The organism is Spiroplasma endosymbiont of Seladonia tumulorum, assembly GCF_964020235.1.
GTDB lineage: Bacteria > Bacillota_I > Bacilli_A > Mycoplasmatales > Mycoplasmataceae > Spiroplasma.
The window spans coordinates 1,434,984-1,453,459 of the sequence record NZ_OZ026545.1; the positions used below are offsets into that span (position 1 = coordinate 1,434,984).

Annotated in this window: 20 protein-coding genes and 1 pseudogene; 10 read left to right on the plus strand and 11 right to left on the minus strand. The window is 27.1% G+C overall.

Annotated elements, in window-relative coordinates; genetic code table 4:
• Positions 1-13: 13 nt before the first annotated feature.
• The 11 genes from AACL22_RS09150 to AACL22_RS09200 form a co-directional block, all read right to left on the minus strand.
• On the minus strand, positions 14-283 hold the full coding sequence (locus AACL22_RS09150) for a hypothetical protein (protein WP_338991587.1): 270 nt from the start codon (positions 281-283) through the stop codon (positions 14-16).
• 15 nt (positions 284-298) lie between these two features.
• On the minus strand, positions 299-481 hold the full coding sequence (locus AACL22_RS09155) for a hypothetical protein (RefSeq protein WP_338991589.1): 183 nt from the start codon (positions 479-481) through the stop codon (positions 299-301).
• A gap of 191 nt (positions 482-672) precedes the next feature.
• Positions 673-1,233: a hypothetical protein gene (locus AACL22_RS09160; RefSeq protein WP_338991591.1), complete on the minus strand. Its 561-nt coding sequence runs from the start codon at positions 1,231-1,233 to the stop codon at positions 673-675.
• A gap of 12 nt (positions 1,234-1,245) precedes the next feature.
• On the minus strand, positions 1,246-1,662 hold the full coding sequence (locus tag AACL22_RS09165; RefSeq protein WP_338991595.1) for a hypothetical protein: 417 nt from the start codon (positions 1,660-1,662) through the stop codon (positions 1,246-1,248).
• An 86-nt stretch (positions 1,663-1,748) separates the two neighbouring features.
• Positions 1,749-2,840: a hypothetical protein gene (locus AACL22_RS09170; RefSeq protein WP_338991598.1), complete on the minus strand. Its 1,092-nt coding sequence runs from the start codon at positions 2,838-2,840 to the stop codon at positions 1,749-1,751.
• Between the two features lie 39 nt (positions 2,841-2,879).
• Positions 2,880-3,260: a hypothetical protein gene (locus AACL22_RS09175; RefSeq protein WP_338991600.1), complete on the minus strand. Its 381-nt coding sequence runs from the start codon at positions 3,258-3,260 to the stop codon at positions 2,880-2,882.
• Positions 3,261-3,289: 29 nt separating this feature from the next.
• Entirely contained in the window at positions 3,290-4,105 is an 816-nt protein-coding gene (locus AACL22_RS09180; RefSeq protein ID WP_338991603.1) for a hypothetical protein, read from the minus strand.
• 18 nt (positions 4,106-4,123) lie between these two features.
• Positions 4,124-4,582 (minus strand): hypothetical protein, encoded by a 459-nt coding sequence (locus tag AACL22_RS09185; protein WP_338991606.1) that lies wholly within the window; start codon positions 4,580-4,582, stop codon positions 4,124-4,126.
• Between the two features lie 11 nt (positions 4,583-4,593).
• Positions 4,594-4,992, minus strand: coding sequence for a hypothetical protein (locus tag AACL22_RS09190; RefSeq protein WP_338991609.1), 399 nt, complete (start codon positions 4,990-4,992; stop codon positions 4,594-4,596).
• Positions 4,973-5,464 (minus strand): hypothetical protein, encoded by a 492-nt coding sequence (locus tag AACL22_RS09195; RefSeq protein ID WP_338991612.1) that lies wholly within the window; start codon positions 5,462-5,464, stop codon positions 4,973-4,975. Before AACL22_RS09195 ends, AACL22_RS09190 begins: the two co-directional genes overlap by 20 nt.
• A complete protein-coding gene (locus AACL22_RS09200) occupies positions 5,419-5,703 on the minus strand; it encodes a hypothetical protein (RefSeq protein WP_338991615.1) in 285 nt (94 codons plus the stop codon). The genes AACL22_RS09195 and AACL22_RS09200 overlap by 46 nt, the downstream gene beginning before the upstream one ends.
• A 1,006-nt stretch (positions 5,704-6,709) precedes the next feature.
• On the opposite strand from AACL22_RS09200, the pseudogene AACL22_RS09205 reads away from it, so the two are divergent.
• The 10 genes and pseudogenes from AACL22_RS09205 to AACL22_RS09250 all read left to right on the plus strand — a co-directional run bounded on the left by AACL22_RS09205 (position 6,710) and on the right by AACL22_RS09250 (position 18,444).
• A pseudogene (locus AACL22_RS09205) lies at positions 6,710-7,692 on the plus strand (IS30 family transposase).
• 1,084 nt (positions 7,693-8,776) lie between these two features.
• On the plus strand, positions 8,777-9,040 hold the full coding sequence (locus AACL22_RS09210; protein WP_338988774.1) for a hypothetical protein: 264 nt from the start codon (positions 8,777-8,779) through the stop codon (positions 9,038-9,040).
• A gap of 261 nt (positions 9,041-9,301) precedes the next feature.
• Positions 9,302-9,895 (plus strand): DDE-type integrase/transposase/recombinase, encoded by a 594-nt coding sequence (locus AACL22_RS09215; protein WP_338991618.1) that lies wholly within the window; start codon positions 9,302-9,304, stop codon positions 9,893-9,895.
• Between the two features lie 1,381 nt (positions 9,896-11,276).
• Entirely contained in the window at positions 11,277-11,759 is a 483-nt protein-coding gene (locus AACL22_RS09220; RefSeq protein WP_338991620.1) for a ribosome maturation factor RimP, read from the plus strand.
• A gap of 19 nt (positions 11,760-11,778) precedes the next feature.
• Positions 11,779-13,194 (plus strand): transcription termination factor NusA, encoded by a 1,416-nt coding sequence (gene nusA / locus AACL22_RS09225; protein WP_338991623.1) that lies wholly within the window; start codon positions 11,779-11,781, stop codon positions 13,192-13,194.
• 19 nt (positions 13,195-13,213) lie between these two features.
• Entirely contained in the window at positions 13,214-13,489 is a 276-nt protein-coding gene (gene rnpM / locus AACL22_RS09230) for an RNase P modulator RnpM (protein WP_338991626.1), read from the plus strand.
• A 2-nt stretch (positions 13,490-13,491) separates the two neighbouring features.
• On the plus strand, positions 13,492-13,797 hold the full coding sequence (locus tag AACL22_RS09235; RefSeq protein WP_338991629.1) for a 50S ribosomal protein L7ae-like protein: 306 nt from the start codon (positions 13,492-13,494) through the stop codon (positions 13,795-13,797).
• Positions 13,798-13,820: 23 nt separating this feature from the next.
• Positions 13,821-15,674: a translation initiation factor IF-2 gene (gene infB / locus AACL22_RS09240; protein ID WP_338991632.1), complete on the plus strand. Its 1,854-nt coding sequence runs from the start codon at positions 13,821-13,823 to the stop codon at positions 15,672-15,674.
• A gap of 81 nt (positions 15,675-15,755) precedes the next feature.
• Positions 15,756-16,319: a DeoR/GlpR family DNA-binding transcription regulator gene (locus AACL22_RS09245; RefSeq protein ID WP_338991635.1), complete on the plus strand. Its 564-nt coding sequence runs from the start codon at positions 15,756-15,758 to the stop codon at positions 16,317-16,319.
• Between the two features lie 70 nt (positions 16,320-16,389).
• Positions 16,390-18,444 (plus strand): fructose-specific PTS transporter subunit EIIC, encoded by a 2,055-nt coding sequence (locus tag AACL22_RS09250; RefSeq protein ID WP_338991638.1) that lies wholly within the window; start codon positions 16,390-16,392, stop codon positions 18,442-18,444.
• Positions 18,445-18,476: the final 32 nt, after the last annotated feature.

Below are 18,476 nucleotides of genomic sequence, written 5' to 3' on the forward strand. Positions count from 1 at the left end.
TTATAACACCTCTTTATTTTGTATCTTCTTTTTTAATAACATCTTCAATACTATCTTGTTTTTGTTGTTTGTTATGTGTTTTGATAAATCTAATTGTTTCAATAATCAAAACTATAATTCCAGCTCCGATAAGCATTGCTGAAACAATAACATATGCTGGTCAAGAAATACCTAATGTTTTTTCTCCTATAAAACAAATAATAATTCCTGCGATAAAAAACAATGATGAAACTCCAAAGATTTTCAAAAACATAATTACATCTTTAATATTTACTTTTGGCATAAAATCATCTCCTTTCTAACTTACTTTTTTTCTTTCAATAAACACAAATTCCAAAGGTCTAAATGTTGCTGGACCATTAACTCCAATATTAATCAATCCATCAGGATTAATAGATAATGCTAAACATGCACTATTAACACCTATTTGATCATATATAACACCTATTGTTTGTCTAAAACTATGCCTTGTTTGCAACATCCCTTGACTTTTTAAATCTCCTTTGCTATCTTTTCCTGAGGCTCAAATTCTATAAATATAATTTTCTTTATCAAAATTAGGAATAGTATATCCTTTTTGACCAACTTTAAAATCACTAGTATCAACAATTTCTCAATCTGGAACATTTGGTATAACAATTGATTTTTTTAATTCATCTAAAATTTCTTCTTTTATTTTTGCAAGTTTTTCATCTTTATTTTTTTTATAACAAGTTTATCTAATAAAGCATCAACTTCTAATTGAGTATAATATGCTTCTAAATCAATCATTGTTAAATCAATACCTTCTTCTTGAAAAGTACGAAACATTTTCTTTAAAGTTGTTAAATTAGCCAATGATTTTGCATAGGTAGGCAATAGACCTTGTCATGTTGCCATAGGGTCATTTTGTGAAGAATAATTAATATCACCAACACTCATATTTGCCGAAGTAAAAAACTCAATTGGAATACGGTTAAATGTTCAATGTTCAATCGTAATAAACACCATATTAATACAAATTTTCTTTAATAATGGGTCTTTAAATGTTTCAAATTTTAGCTTTGAAAATGGATAGTTTAAGTAAGAATTAATCATATTTTGGGCTCTTAAAGCAAATGTTTTAAATCATAATTCTACATCACCTTTAAAGAACTTATTATAACGAACTGAAACTTTTGTAATTTTACCTGTCATTGGAATAAAATTATTATAATTTTCCAAAGTAACATTTTGTCATAATTCATTTAACATTTAATCATCTCCTTATCATTTATTTTTTTTAGAATATATTTTATTTAAAATAAACTTTTTACTATTTAATAGTGTTTTTGTTTTAATTGTTTTGTTTAAATCTTGTTTTGTTTTGAGTTGTTTATATGCTTGAAATACTAGTCCATTACCCAATAAACTAGTAATTGCACTATCTTCTAGCGTATTTAACAATTTATCTTTATTAAAGTTATTTTTAAATTGTTCTTGCATTTTTAATATCTTAGCAATTGTCCGATATATTTTAAAACTATCTTTTATTACTTGCTGATAAGCAAGCGGGGCAAAAGAAACTAAATTAAACAAACTTGTTTTTTTAAATCCCCAACCAATAAACCACTCACTGTTCATATAGAATTTAAACGGTTCAGGAGCCAAAACAAACTGTTCTGCTTTGATTAAAGTTGTCATAACGACAATAGGGACATATTTAGGATTTTTATAATATATTGTTAAAGCAACTTCACCCGCAACTGATAAAGGAACAATTTTAACTGCTAAAAAAACATCAGAACCATAAGCAAAAGGTAATAATTGACCTTTTTAATAGCCTTAGTTTCAAATTTAAATAATATTTTTTTAGTTTTATCAGTAATTTTACTAATTACTTTTTGTTTAATAGTAATTATTTGTTTTTCAATTGGGGCTAATAATTTTTTAGTTACTTTTTGAATATAAAAATTTGGGTTTAAATGATTTAAAATTTTATTTAATTTAATTGGTGTTTGATAAAAAATATTTAATAATTTATTATTAAATATTTTACTGCCCCGCATTAAATTAGCATTTAATAGTAGATTTTTACCAACACCTTTTTTATGAAGATTAGTCATAATGTTATATCACTCATTAGTATTAATTTTACTTATTTTATCAATATTTAATCCATATTCAGACAATCATTTATTAGCATTTTTTTCATTCACGCGTGGTATTTTTTGAACTAATTTAGGACTTATTTTTTGAATATTTTTCTCAATTTTTAATAAATTATTAATTGTTTCTAAATTAGAAACTTTAAAACCTTTATAAAAATCATTTCGGGCTAATTTTCCAATTGTATATAATAAAGTTTCATTATTAGCCTGCTTTGTAAAATCAAATATTAATTTAGAAGATAAAATCTTTTTACCTGTAACTTGCCTTACAACATCTTCTAAATTATTAGCAGTTATTACACCTAATTTTTCAAGTAGTTTAGTTTCTTTTGCTAATTTTAAAATTCTAGTTGTTCGAACAGCACGCGTTAATTTACCAATTCCACCAATTGCTGGTAACAAATTTAAGGCGGTACTTTTTGCTGTTACTTCTGATGTTAATTTATCATATATTTGATTTACGGCAAAATCGGTTGCTGTTTCTACTCCAAACGAGATAAATGCTGCGGCAAAATTAGATAATCCCGCACCAAGACCAACAGCCGAAGCAATACCACCAGTTAAAACTGATAAACCAAGAGCTAAAACTTGAATTCCTAAAAATTCTAATAACTGTAAACCAAAACTTTTTTCTTGTTGTTGGATTGACAATCTAGTTGGATTTTTTTTAACAGCATAAATAAGGGCTGTTTTAGATGTTCCAATTGGCATATCATTTATCAAACGAAAAAGTACTATTTTTTAGTACTATTAAGAATTTTTAATTTTAACATCAATCGGATTTGTTTGACCAGTAGCGTTGTTTTTACCTTCAATTTGGACAAAAACCTTGGTATCATTTGTAATATTTATTGGTCAATCAACACCAGCACTTTCAATAAAGTAATCAAAATCACTTTCAGTTAAAGAACTATTTACTGCTTTTACTGCTTTTAAAACAACATCTTTAAATTGTGGTTTTAACTGTTCGGCTGTTGCTTTTGTTGGGTCTGCAACATGAATAGTTGGTTTATCTAATTTATTAATTTTACTAATATCAATTTTTGAAACAATATGTTTAATAATTCCTTTTGGTTCAACCACTGCTCCACCTAAATATAAAACTCTTTCCATAATCAAAGTATTACCCATTCCAGTACCTAACGCAGCAGCACCAACTCTTAACGGAGTATGGTTTTTTTGCGTAAAATAAGAGGGTCATATTTTTTGCTAAACTTAAAGGCAATTGCATTAACTCCATTTGGTAATAATTCAATTGTTCCTTCTGAACCATCTTTATTAATAATTGGTAATTTTTTAAAAACCATATAGTATGTTGTTCCTTCAACAGTTTTCATTGCTCCACTTGTTGTGATTACACTATTTATTTGGTCGTTTGCTCCAAGTTGTAACTGTAATTTATTACGAATTCCACGAATAAAATCAGCCGAACCTAAAACAATTGTTTCTGATGGAGTAAAGCCGTTTTCATATATTTTATCCATAATTTCATCATGAATTTGTAAAGCATTTGTATCATCTGCTTTTTGGCCTTGAATAGTTGTAACTGTTCCTTTATTAATAATTTTTAAAATTTTATTGCGTTTATAAGCAACCTCAGTATCCATTGCTTGCTCAATATCGGCAGCCCAAAGATTAGGATTAAAATCATTTTCTATAGGATCTAATTTACGAGCAAAAGTTAAAATTGTATCTAATTCAACAACTCCATCTTCAAATTCTACTGTTGAATATTTTAGAAGATTATCATCGGTATTAAATACTTGTCCATCTTTTCCCAAACCTTCATTATATTTAATATTTTTCTTTCTTTTATATGTTAAACCAAATTTATTTGCTTCTTTTCACGCAAATAAAGCTTCTCAACTAAATTTTTTTTGATAAGTTTGTAAATATCATTGTTCAAATGTTTCTCGGTCTCTTTGTGTTGCTTGATTAGCAATATCGCCAAATATTCTTTGTGGGTTTTGTGCCATAATTTTATTTCCTTCTTTCTATTTATTAAATACATTGTCTGTATCTAAAATATTGTTTTCTTTATTTTCTACTTTTGGTACGCCGCCAGTGTTAACTGTTTGTACCTTAATTAATTCATCATAAACACTTTGCAATTGTGTTTTAATGATTTCAATATCATCAGTAATATCATAAGACTTTAATAAAACATTTTTAAAGTCTTCATTATCAGTTAAAGAATTAATAAAGTCAATTACTTCAATTTTTTTTAATTGAATTGTTTGTTGTTCAACTTGTGAAGTTAATTCAGTATTTTTTGTTTGTAGTTCGTTGATTTGTTGATTACTATTTTCTAAATTACTTGCATTAAATTCTTCAACTTCAGCAGTATTTTCTAAAATAATTTCAGCAGTTTTAATATCTAAACTACCATCTTCGTTTTTAGTGGGTTTATTATTTTCATTAATAAGAACATATTTTACATTTTTTAATGCCATCGTTTTTCCTCCTATTTTTTAATATTTGTATTTGTTCTTTTTCTGATCGCTTTTTGTATAATTTCGAAACTATCGACTCGAAAAGATAAAAAATAGCGTTTAGTTTTTATATTTAACTGATTAAATACTGAGCCTTTAATTTTTATTTCATCATCTTTTCTTAATTTCAAAAACTCAGTTAAAATAGATGGGTTATATATTGATAATGTTGAGTAATTTAATCCGTCTCATTGACATTTAGCCGAACAAGCATCAACTTCAACACCCCCAGCAACCAATGCCTTAATTTTAGTTTTAATCGGATTTTCATGTAATCTAACAGTTAATTCTAATTTATTAACTTTTTTATTTTTTATTTTAGGTTTATTGGTTATTGATTTTTTAGGTAAATTACTTTTTGTTTGTGCCATTTTTATCAACTCCTTTTACTAAAAAATACTGTAAATGTTTTCAAACATCGTGTTCGTGCTCTGACATTTTAATATTTCCTTTATAAATATAATTTTTCTTAACAACTGGCGATTGTAAAACATAATTTAAATTAAATAGATATTTGCATAAAACTTTTAAACCACCAATAAATTTAGGAGTAGATAATGGATTTTTTATTTTTAAACCCTTATGAAGTTGATAATCTTCAATTATTACAATAACTTTATTTAAATAAGAACAAATTTTATTTTTAAATTGATTTAATATTAAATAAATATTATTTATTGCTTCTTCTTCATTTTTGGAATTAAAAGTAATATTATTAATTATTTTCTTTTTCAAAACATTATAAATAATAATACCAGTTTGTCCAATTCCAGCAGGGTCAATTGCAATAATATATTTTAATTTATTTGTTTTATTTTTTTGTCAATTTGTAATATTTTTCATCCATCGGATGCTAAATCTAAAATATCGTTAATTTTGTAATGTTGCATATATGAAACAATAACATCTCACTTGTCTTTAAATAAATTTAAGTACATTTTGGCTCATTCTAAACATTGCAAATCATAATGCTTTTTATGATGTGAAATACGACAATTAATAGGTTGACAATTAACTCAATCAAATGATGTTGTTATTTCATTTCAAGTTTTATTAATATATTTACTTTTATATTCTGTCATTTATCTATACTCCTTAATTTTTTTTATTTGTTGCTCAAATTTCATCATTAATATCATTTACCGTTACTGGATAAGCTCGTATCATTAATTCTTGTAATTTATTTTTAATTTTTTTATTTCATTTTTTCATCAAATATTTTCCTTTCTGTAAAAAAACATAATATTCCTTTATTGGTTAATATTTTGATATTTAGTAAATAATTTATTTTAGTATTTAATTACTTTGCCGCCCGCTTCACTTTGAAGGTGAGCGGGGGGCGAATAGGATATTTTGATAGAGTTTATCCCCCATACGGAAATAAACAAAAAACAGTTTACCCAGTTATTAATTACGCTTCATCCATCCCTAGACAACTTTATATAAAGAAAATAACCTTTTGGAGTTCCAACCCTCTTGTTTTTTAGTGTCCGATATTGTTTTTTTCGGTTTAACAACACTCTTTTTATGAAAACAAGCCAAAAAACACATGCTCTGACATTTCGCAAGTGATTAATCTTGCCGAGAATTAAAGAAATAAATAGGAGTAGTAAATCCAATCGCTTTCACACTTTCTTTAAGGCTTCGTGCCATAGATGAGTTATCCATCTTTAAGCATCAAAAAATATTAAGTTTTAAAGATTGAATTTTGGATTAATCGTTAGATAGTATCTTTATTTTTTTATCTCATTATCTTTTTTAATTCTTTGTTTATTAAATATATTTTTTAGTAATTATATTTAACAATTAATTAACAACTAAATAAAACAATTATTCAAAATTTTTTAAGAAAAGAAAGGATGGATTTTTCTGAAAAAACATATTTTATTAAGTGTAAAAGATATTATCTAACGATTAATCCAATAAATATAAGTATTTTTTACAAAATAAAAAGCACTTTATTCTTTTTCAATAAAGTGCTACATTTGCATTTACAATTTACAAATTTAAAAAAATGTAAAAATTTATCTTTTTTATAAATTTAATGTATAACTTTTTTATAAAAAGAATTGGAGGAAATATAGAGTAATGAAAGATTATACACATTTAAAATTTGATGAACGAAGTTTATTTAAGGATTTATTTTTATCTGATAGTTGCAAAAAGAAAAATGGCACACTTAATTTATCTGAAATATCAAGACAAACAGGAAGAGATATTAATACTGTTAAAAGAGAAATTAATAGATTTAAAAATATAGAAGATTATAATTTATATGAAGCACAAAAAGATTATAAACAAAAGCGTAAGAAATCTATTAAAAAACTACCTACATTTACAGAAGAACAACAAGAATTTTTAAATTTAAGATTTAATATTTTGGGTGATTCACCAGCAGAAATTATTCAGCGATTTTTAATAAAGTTTGGTATCAAATTTCCTGCCTGCCTTAAAACATTTTATAAATGAATTTATTTAGGTCTTTTGGGTTTGTTAAAGAAAAATTTATTAAATGCTGGTAGAAGAAAAAGAACAAAGAAAAGATCTGATAATCGTGGAAAATTAGATGAAAGATTTAAAACAATATGAGATATTGAAAAAAAAGAAACAGAGGTTGGTTGATTTGAAATGGATACAGTAGTTGGAAAAGACCATCAATCTAGTTGTTTAGTATTAGTTGAACAAAATAGTAAAAATTATTTTGCAATGAAATTAGAAGAACATACTGCTAATGAAGTTTAAAAAAACTTGAAGAATTAGTTAAAATTAATGGTTTAGTTGGAAAAATTAAAGGAATAATAACAGATAGAGGAAGAGAATTTAGTAAGTTTGAAGAAATGGAAAAAATTACTGGTTCTAATATTTATTATTGTGACCCAGGTTCACCGAAACAAAAACCCTTAATTGAAAGAATGAACCGTGAATTTAGAAAACGATATGGTAAAGGAACAGATTTTAATCCTGTTACGCAACAAGAAATAAATTTAGTAGTTGATATTATAAATGAAAAACTACGGCCCTGTTTAAATTGAAGAACGGCAAAAGAGATATTTTCAGAGAATTTTAAATAAGTTTATTTGAATAATTTAATAAACTATTTTTCAGTGTGTTAAAATTAAGATAAATTTACAAATAATTTAACAAATAATTTATTTTTTTTAAAAAAATAGTTGCATTTATTTTAAAAAGTGTTATTATCAAAAAAACAAGAGATAAATTTGGAACTTAGATTTACATAATACATAAAGTAAAAAAATGAAAATTATTATATTGTTTATGGTTTTACGTACTTTAATGTCTTTAATTTTAGTATTAAAAATTTACCATTTAAAAATCGTTGAACTAAGATAGAATTAGAATCACATTTTAACATACTAATGGCAAAAAATCTCTTTGATTTGCAGCTTGAGAAATTTGCAAAAATAGTAATGTAGTTTTGACATTATTTTAAATTAGAAACATATTATGATAATTATCGTCTTGTTTTTAAACTAGACCAAACTATTTTTGATGATGTAGTTAAAACGGTTGGTAGTTTAAAACAAACATCAGAATTAAAAACTCTTGCTTGAATTTTTAATTCTATTTTTAAAAATTTTAATTCAAAATTTAATGTTCATCTAAAACTATTTGAGTACGTTTGGACCCCGAGTATCAACTTTAAAATTAGTTGAACTAAAAATGAAAAATCCTTTATTGTAAAAGCATTATATGAAACTACTGATTTTAATATAATCCCGCGTTTAATTAATTTTTATGATAATAGTTTTAGATATAGTTTCTTTATTAATCCAAGTAGCAAAGACCTTAAGATTGATAATGATAAATATTCATTTTTACATATAATAGAATTTGAGGTTGATTAATAAGTATTGAAAAAAATTGGAATAAAATAATTTAAACTAAAATTAATAACAATCACCAAAAAAAGACTGAAAATCAGTCTTTTTTTGGCTAAGAATATATATTCATAATTTTTACAATTAATTAAAGTTTTTTATAATTAATGATTTTTACTTGTCATAATTTTATTATAAAACTTAAAATAGCAAAAAGATTTAACAAACAACAAATTTGAATTAGTAGAGTGCACCCAAAAAAGTAAGTAAAATAAAAAAAGATTTTGCTAAATTTTTATAGGGGGTGCATTTTTATATGGCAAAAAAAGGACAAAAATATAACAAATATACATCAGAATTTAGAACAAAAATCATTGAGGAAATTAAACAAAAAAGTTGTTGAATAGTAGCAAAACAATATAATATAAATGCAAATACAGTAGAATCTTGATGAGCAAATCATAAAAAAGGAAAATTAAACAATCCTAAAGGACCTAAAATTTCTTTTGCCAAAAGAAATTTAGAATATTATAAAACAAGGTATGAATTATTAAAAAAGCTCCATGACTTTTACAATTAAGCAAACTAAGAATTGTCTCTTTTATTAAACAAAATTTTTGTGAATATTCAATAAAATTATTACTAGAAGTAACAGGGTTAAAACGTAGTTATTGAGATAAATATAAAAATTATGACAGTAGCAAAAAAGATAAAAAAGCAATAAATGATATTGTAAAAGTCTATGAAGAAAATTTAAAACAATTTGGTTATCGAAGAATTACTAAATATTTAAAGGAAGATTATGGTATAAAATATAATTCAAAAAAAAGTTTTAAGAATTATGCGTGATAATCAAATACAATCTGAATATGTAAGAAAAATGAGAAGAAAAATGAAATATAAACAGAATAAAGAAAAAAGCTTATTGCAATATCCTGATTTAATTAATCGTAAATTCAATGATATAAAAACAAGGTTTTCAGTACTATATACTGATGTAACATATTTAATTTGAAAAGGAGAAAGATATTATCAATCAACAATTATTGATGGATATACTAAAGAAATAGTTGATGTAAAGTGATCTAAATATAATGACAATAAATTAGTAATGGATAATTTAAATGATGCAATTAATAAAATAAAATTAATAAAAAAAGATCTGAATGGAATAATAATTCACTCAGATCACGGATATCAATATACATCCACTATTTATCACGATAAATGTTTATCTAACGGTATTACAATTTCAATGGGAAAAAATTACCACTGTGCAGATAATATTGTTATAGAAAGTTTTCATTCATTACTTAAGAAAGCTACAATCCATAATAAAATATATAATTCACATGAAGAATATATACAAGATGTTATAAAATGAAATACATGATATTCAAATCGTAAAGAAAAAGATATAATTAAAAAAAAGTAAATACTTTTTATTAGTACTTACTAAAATGGGTGCACTCTATTAGTAATCTTTTTTATTGTTATTAAAGGTATTAAGATCTAATAAATAAAATGTCATTATTTGCATAATTCATGTTAAGAACAGAAGCATTAAAAAATGATATAAAATAATATGAACATAATTATATGATGTAAAAAATACTAAAATTAATTTTTTATTTATTGGATTAATTATCTCATTAGCAGGATAATTATATAGATAAAGTAGTGTTTGATAAGATATAACAATGTAAGCAATTAATCCGAAAATACTTAAATAAAGTGGAATAAAATTTATAATTTTATTAAGAACATATTTATTTTTTGTTTTTATTTTAATAAAATTTTTACTCGTTTCCTGTTTCTTGTTTAATTCTTCATTATATTTTAAGATAATGTGTTGATTATTATAACTTACTTTGTATAAATTTAATAATAAATAGAAAATAAAAATAAGAATCATTAACATTAGTTTAGTAATTAAAGATAAATGATTTAATGATATTAATAATAAAGGCATAATAAGAATAAAATAAACACTTAAAACTGAACAATAATAAATTCACTCTCTTTTTAAATTAACTACAATACTAGTTTGTTCTGTCAATGAACTAAAATTTTGAGAATAGGTACGGTTTTTCATTATTTTAAATAAAAATTTTTGTTTATCATTTTTAATTATATATAGTTGTAAATATCAATCCATAACATTAACAATTACACTGATACTTACTAATATTAAAATGTTAATAATAAATCAATGCCAATTAATCTTTCAACTATAATGAATTAAAAGTGAAAAAAAATTATTAATATTGTTGTAATTAGACGTGATAATAAACTATTTTTAAAGTTATTTTTATTAATAATCATCAAAATCTTATTGATTTCAACAACCAGTTATAACTGGTGGAAATCATAGCATTCTAAAAATTACCCCATTTTTTAATCAAAATTGACGCCCTAGTAAACAACCTGCAACTTGAACTCCTTGTGTGTTGTTTATACATTAAAATAATTAATATTCTTTTCATTATTAACTTTCCTTTCCTTTTGAATTTAGCATTATTTTTAAAAATTATTGTGTTAGTAAAGTGAAAAATCATAACTTTCTCTTAAGTTTATTATAACAAATACAAGTCGTTTATATAGGGAAAAGATATCTTAAAAAAGAACTGAAAATATGATGTAACACTTTATTTTTATTCTACCTTTCCTAATTTATCTTCTTAATTTTGTTGCATTTTTATTAATAAGGTATTATAATAATAAAGTAATTAAAATAGGTCAAGAAAGAGCACAATCGTGCTCTTTCTTTAACGCCATAAATTTAGTTATGTTTGATTAAGAAAGGATGGTGATGAATGGAACATTTTATACAACAAGAAACAAAATTGAAAGCAGCTTTGGAAAATTATTTAGCAAAGCAAAATTTAACTTTGTTTGCAATTAATTATTTACAAGAGTTTGACACAAATGTTGTACAAGTGTTAATTGAAGATAAAACAACTGTGCTTGATTTAGATCACCTAACAGTTATTAGTGAAGAAATTAATGAATTGGTTGATAGTCTTGATTTATTTTCAGAAGAATACTTGTTAGAGGTTTCAACACCAGGTGCTGAGCGACCATTACGAAATTGAAATGAACTACAACAACATGTTAAGGAGTATGTTTATTTAGAATTTAACGAAAAAGTCAATAATTTAGTTGAAGTTACTGGTGAATTATCAATGGTTGATCAGCAACAAAATCTTACTATTACTTATTTTGTTAAAGGTGCTCGCAAAACCTTACAAACAAATTATCAAAATATTAAATTTGCGCGTTGTGCGGTTAAATTTTAAGAAAGGAATGTTATATAGTATGATTGATGGTGCAAAATTATTGGCAACAATTGATGAAATTGTTAGTGAAAAACAAATTAGCCGTGATTTAATTTTAGATTCAATTAAAGAAGGAATTAGGAAGGCTTATGAAAAACATTTTGATCCAGAAGCAACAATTATTGTTGAGATTGATCAAAAAACAGGACAAATTAAAGTTGAAAAAGAATTAACTGTTGTTAAAAAAGTAGAAGATGATTTATTAGAAATTGGTCTAAATGAAGCCAAAGAAAAATATGGTGAGCAAATTACAATTGATGATAAAGTTTATGAACCAGTTAATTCAGAAGAATTTTCACGATTAGCAATTTTCCAAGTTGGCCAAATTATTAAACAACAAATTAAAGAAGCAGAAAAGGATTCAATTTTTGATGAATATATTATCCAAAAAGGGCACTTAATGACAGGTGTTGTTATTGCTGCTGAAGAAAAATACTTATTAGTTGAAGTCGAACGAACATTTGCTTATATTCCTCGAAAAAATTTGATCTTTTCTGACCATTTTGAAGTTGGCCAACCAATTACTTTTTTAGCAGAAGATGTTGTTAAATCAAAAAATGCAGGACAAATTACTGGTTCACGAACAAGCAATGATTTTTTATATCGTTTATTAGAACGTGAGATTCCAGAAATTTTTGAGCAAGTAATTGAAGTAAAAGCAATTGCTCGTGATCCTGGGCGTCGTAGTAAGATTGCTGTTTATAGTACAAATGAAAATATTGATCCAATTGGTGCTTGTGTTGGTAGCAAGGGCAGTCGAATTAATAAAGTAACAGCTGAATTACAAGATGAAAAAATTGATATTTGTATTTATAATGATAATAGTCAACAATTTATTATTAACTCATTATCCCCCGTAAAAGTAATTTCAATTACAACTAATGATGAAGGAAAAGAAGCTGACGTTGTTGTTCCTGATGAGCAATTATCATTAGCAATTGGAAAAGGCGGAAGTGCCGCAAAATTAGTTGCAAAGTTAACAAAATGAAAACTAAACATTATGAGTTATAGTGAAGCGTTAACGAAACAAGTTGAAATTTTATGAAATGGAAATTTAACAACTGATGAACTTAGTGCGTTACAAGTTAAATTAAAAGATAAAATTAAACCAAAAGCCACTGTTGAAACAAATACTGTTGATATAACAGCCAGTTTACCAGTTAAAGAATTTGAAATTATTGAAGAACAAATGGCTGAAGAAACAATGATTTTAGATGAAGAAAATTATCATGTTGATGATTTAACAGAATCAACTCCTAAAGTATTAGAAAATGAAATTCAAGAAATTGAAGACAATCTTTCTTATTTTGAGAGTGAACAATTTGAAAATCAAGATGATGATGACGATGAAATTAATTATGACGACTATGATAATTATTATGATCAAGATAAGTAATTAACTAGGAGAGATATCGATGACAAATCATAAAAAAATTCCCTTACGAAAATGTGTTGTTTCACAACAAATGTTACCAAAAAAAGAATTGGTACGAATTGTTAAGACATCAAACGGGGAAATTATTATTGATCCAACCGGAAAGGCCAATGGACGCGGTGCTTATTTGCGACCAACATTAAAGATTTATGAAAAAGCAAAAAAGAGTCACGCGTTAGAACGTGCTTTAAAAACAAAGTTAACCGATCAATTTTACGAAATGTTATATTGTAAAATTAGCGAAGGTTGAGATTAACGATGATAGATCAAAAAGGATATAGTTATCTTGGTCTAGCCAAACGAGGGGGTAAACTAATCACAGGGGCTTGTTTGTTAACTGCCATTCAACAAAAAACTGTTTATTTAGTATTAACAAGCAGTGATGTTGGTGCTACGCAAGCAAAAAAATATCAACAAAAATGTTTTTATTATAAGATCCCTTATTTTAATTGCCTTGATTTCAATTTAACCCAACAAGCTTTAGGAACAAATAATGTTAAAATGATTGGTATTAGTGACCAACATCTTGCCCAACGGTTGCTGACATTATTAAATAATTCTTAAAATTCAAAAAGGAGGAGGGACAGATGAGTAGTCAAAATAACAAACAAAATAAAAAAACATTAGCTAAAAAGCAACGAAATCGGATTCAATCACAATTAAAAACGGTTGAAGCACATGTTACCGAAGGAGTTTTTGTTTATGATGAGGCATTAACTATTGCTGAGTTTGCCCAAAAAATTAATAAACTCGTTAGTGAAATTATTAAATACTTTTTTAGTAAGGGGATAATGTTAAATCAAAATACTTTTTTAACTGAAGATCAATTGGGAGAGTTATGTTTAGAATTCGGGTTAGATTTTAAACGTGAAAAATCAGTAACACATGAAAACTTAATTGAAAGTTTTGAAGTTAATGATGACCCTGCTTCGTTAGAAAAACGACCACCAATTGTCACAATTATGGGCCATGTTGATCATGGGAAAACAACCCTATTAGATACCATTCGTAATACTAATGTGGTAAGTACAGAACATGGGGGAATTACACAACATATTGGGGCTTATCAAATTAAAACGAAACATGGTGAAAAGATTACCTTTGTTGATACTCCTGGACATGAAGCTTTTACACAAATGCGCGCACGAGGGAGTGCAGTAACCGATATTGTTGTCTTAGTTGTTGCCGCTGATGATGGTGTAATGTTGCAAACTAAAGAAGCCATTGATCATGCCAAAGCAGCTGGCGTACCAATTATTGTTTTTGTTAATAAAATGGATAAAGTTGGAGTAAATTTAGATAATATTTTAATGCAATTATCACAAGAAGAATTAACTCCAGAAGAGTGAGGAGGAACAACTCCTTATGTTAAAGGAAGTGCTAAACAAAAACAAGGAATTGATGAATTATTAGATACAATTTTATTAATGGTTGATTTAATGGAATTAAAAGCAAATCCAAATCGTTTTGCGTTAGGAACAGTGCTTGAATCACACTTAAATCGTGGCTTAGGACCAGTTGCAACACTATTGGTGCAATCAGGAACATTGAATATTAAAGATGCCTTAGTTGTTGGTTATACTTTTGGTTATGTTCGTGATTTATCTGATGAGAGTGGTAAAAAAATTAAATCAGCAGGACCATCAACTCCAGTTATGATTCATGGTTTAAATGAAGTACCAAATGCTGGTGACCGTTTTTTGGTTTTTCGAGATGAAAAATTAGCACGTGAAATTGCTTTAAAACGAAAAACAATTGATACAATGAATAAACGTTATAAAAATCAAAATTTCTCGTTAGAAAGTTTATCAGCCCAAATTAAAGATGGACAATTAAAACAAATTAATATTATTTTAAAAGCTGATACTCAAGGAACAGTTGAAGCGGTAAAAGCAAGTCTATTAAAAATTAATATTCCAGGTGTAAGAATTAATGTTTTACGAGCAACTGTTGGGGCAATTTCTGAAAGTGATGTAACATTAGGTTTAGCTAGTCAAGCATTTATTGTTGGTTTTAATGTTCGTCCAACAGCTCATGTTCGGAAAAAAGCCGAAGATGAAGGTGTTGCAATTCGTTTGCATACAATTATTTATAAATTAACTGAAGAAATAGTTGCCGCAGCGGAAGGAATGTTAGATCCAGAAATGGTCGAAGAAGTGTTAGGACAAGCGGAAGTACGTCAAATTTTCCGTCATTCTGATATTGGAACTATTGCTGGTTGTTATGTTACTGATGGTATTATTCCACGAAAATCACGAGTTCGAGTTTTACGTGATGGAGTTATTGTCTATAGTGGTGAATTGGTATCATTAAAACATGTTAAAGATGATATTAAAGAAGCCAAAACAGGGGTTGAATGTGGGTTAACAATTAAAAACTATAATGATTTAAAAGAGCAAGATGTTATTGAAGCTTATACTGAGAAAGCCGTTACAAAGTAATGGTTTTTTTTTGGTTGTTTTATGTTATTTTTGGTTGTTTTTGGTTAAAAATAAGATATAATTACAATTGGTGAGAAGATATTGCAGTTATCACCAACAACATTACGCCGTGATTTAACGGAAATGGAGCAACAAGAGTTATTAAAACGAGTCCATGGTGGTGGTGTTAAATTACAAAAGAGTTATGAGGTTCGGATAGAAAAACAATTAAATGAAAAAATCCAACAGCATGCAGAAGAAAAATATTTAATTGCTCGCCATGCGGTTAAAAAAATTAAACCAAAAATGTGTCTTTATTTGGATGTTGGTTCATTAACCTTAGCATTAATTAAGTTATTACAACCAGCAGATGATTTAATAATTATTACTAATTCAATCTTCCATGTAGAACTATTAGCTTTAGGAGGATTTAATAATGTTTATGTCTTGGAAGGAAAATATAAACACCTAACAGGAGCATTAATTGGTTGAGAAGCCATTACGATTTTACAAAAATATCAAATTGATTGTGCTTTTTTAGGCGTGAATGGGATTAATGGTCAGGATTTATATACGACCGACCCAGATGAAGCAATGATTAAATTAAACGAGCAACAAAAAGTTATATTCTTGTTGATTCATCAAAATTTAACATTAAATCATTAGTAAAATTCGCTTCTCGTTCGGAAGTTGAAATTATTACAAGTTCATAGAAAGGAACAAAGGATAAAAAAATATGAAAATAATTGATTATTTTACTGAAGCAACAACCTTTTTAAAAACTTCTGCGACAGATAAAGCTGAAGTCTTTGCAACATTAGCAACAGCATTAGTTAACAATGAAACAGTTACTGATTCAGCAAAGCTAATTAAAGCTTTAGAAAAACGTGAAACAGAAGGTCCAACGGGGGTTGGTGATGGTTTAGCAATTCCCCACTGTTCAAGTAGTAGTGTTACTAAACCATCAATTGCAATTATGACATTAGAAAAGGCAGTTAATTGACAAAGTTTAGATAACAAACCAGTTGATATCATTTTTATGATTACTACGCCAGAACAAGGAGGAGAGCAACATTTACAAGCACTAGCAAAATTAGCTGGTTTTTTAGGAAAAAATGAAGTTGTAACCCAAATTCGTGCGGCAAAAACTTTTGCTGATATTCTTAAAGCATTTATTAAACCAGTTACTGACCACGATAAAGTGAAAACCGATGGTCACTATGATGTTATTGGTATTACAGCTTGTCCAACTGGAATTGCCCATACTTATATGGCAAAAGAAAAAATGGAAGAAGCAGCAAAGGCAATGGGCTTAACAATTAAAGTTGAAACGCAAGGGCGTAGCGGTAATGAAAATGTTTTAACAGCAACCGACATTGCTAATGCAAAAGCAATTATTCTTGGGATTGATAAAAAAATTACGGGAATGGATCGTTTTAAGGGTGTTTCATATTTAGAAACAAGTACAAAAGATGTTATTTACCATGGCTCTAATGTTATTCAAGATGCTTTGAATGGTAAACGTTTAACAATTGGCAAAGGTGGTAACCATGAAGTTGGTGAATTAAGTTTAAAAAACTTTAAAGATGTAACAAAAAACCTCTTAGGAGGAGTTTCACGAATGTTACCATTTGTGGTTGCTGGAGGAATTATTTTAGGAATTGGTTTCTTATTAGATTCAGGTAAAACAGGAAAAGATTTTGGGGTAACTCGTGATATTGCTGCATGATTTTCAGGATTAGGAAAAGTAATCTTTGGTATGATGGTTCCAATTTTAGGTGCTTATGTATGTTACTCGATTGTGGGATCACAAGGATTATTACCCGGGATGACAGCAGGATTAATTGCTAATGCTCCTGGAATGTTATATGATGCAGAAAATAAAACGGGATGAGCAAATACATGAGGGCGATTATTCCCTGATTCAATTTCAAACTTTAACTCAGGATTTTTTGGAGCCTTAATTGGTGCTTATCTTGTTGCCTTTGCTGTATATGGATGTCAAAAAGGATTTGCTCGGTTCCACCCATCACTACGAGGAGTTCGTGATATTGTATTAATCCCTGTTCTAACAGCTTTAGCAGCAGGAGTCTTAATGTTTGGTTTAAATATCCCACTAGGATATTTAAACTACGGTTTAAGTTTAGGTTTAAAAGCAATTGCTGATTATAATTTAAATGCTTTAATTGGAATTATTATTGGTTTAATGATGGCTACTGATATGGGTGGACCAATTAATAAAGCTGCCTATGTGTTTGGAACCTTAACAATTGATGCTACACAAACAGCTTATGAAGGAATTCGCTCAACGAATGGGGGAACAGTCTTTATGGCTTGTGCAATGTTAGCAGGAATGGTACCACCATTAGCATTAGCCCTATGTACAAGAATGTTTAAAAAATATTGAACAAAAAAAGATGTTGAGCAAGGAAATACTAACTATTTCTTAGCCGCATGTTTTATTACCGAAGGGGCAATTCCATTTGCTGCTGCTGACCCAAAACGAACAATTCCATCAATTATGGCTGGAAGTACTATTACTAGCGCAATTGTTAGTGGTTTTGGTGTAACCTTAGCAGCACCGCACGGAGGGGTTTTTGTCTTTCCGCTATTGCAAATTCAAGATAATGGTAAAAATTGATTTAGTATTGCTAATCATGGTGCTTCAATTGGAGTAGCAGTCTTAATTTCAGTTATTGCACTAATTATTGGAAGCTTTATTAGTGCCTTGATTCTTGGATTTTGAAGAATACATGATGTTAAAAACAATAAAATTACTTTAGCAATTTAATTTAAAAAGTAAAAACCCTAGAGTGCACCCCA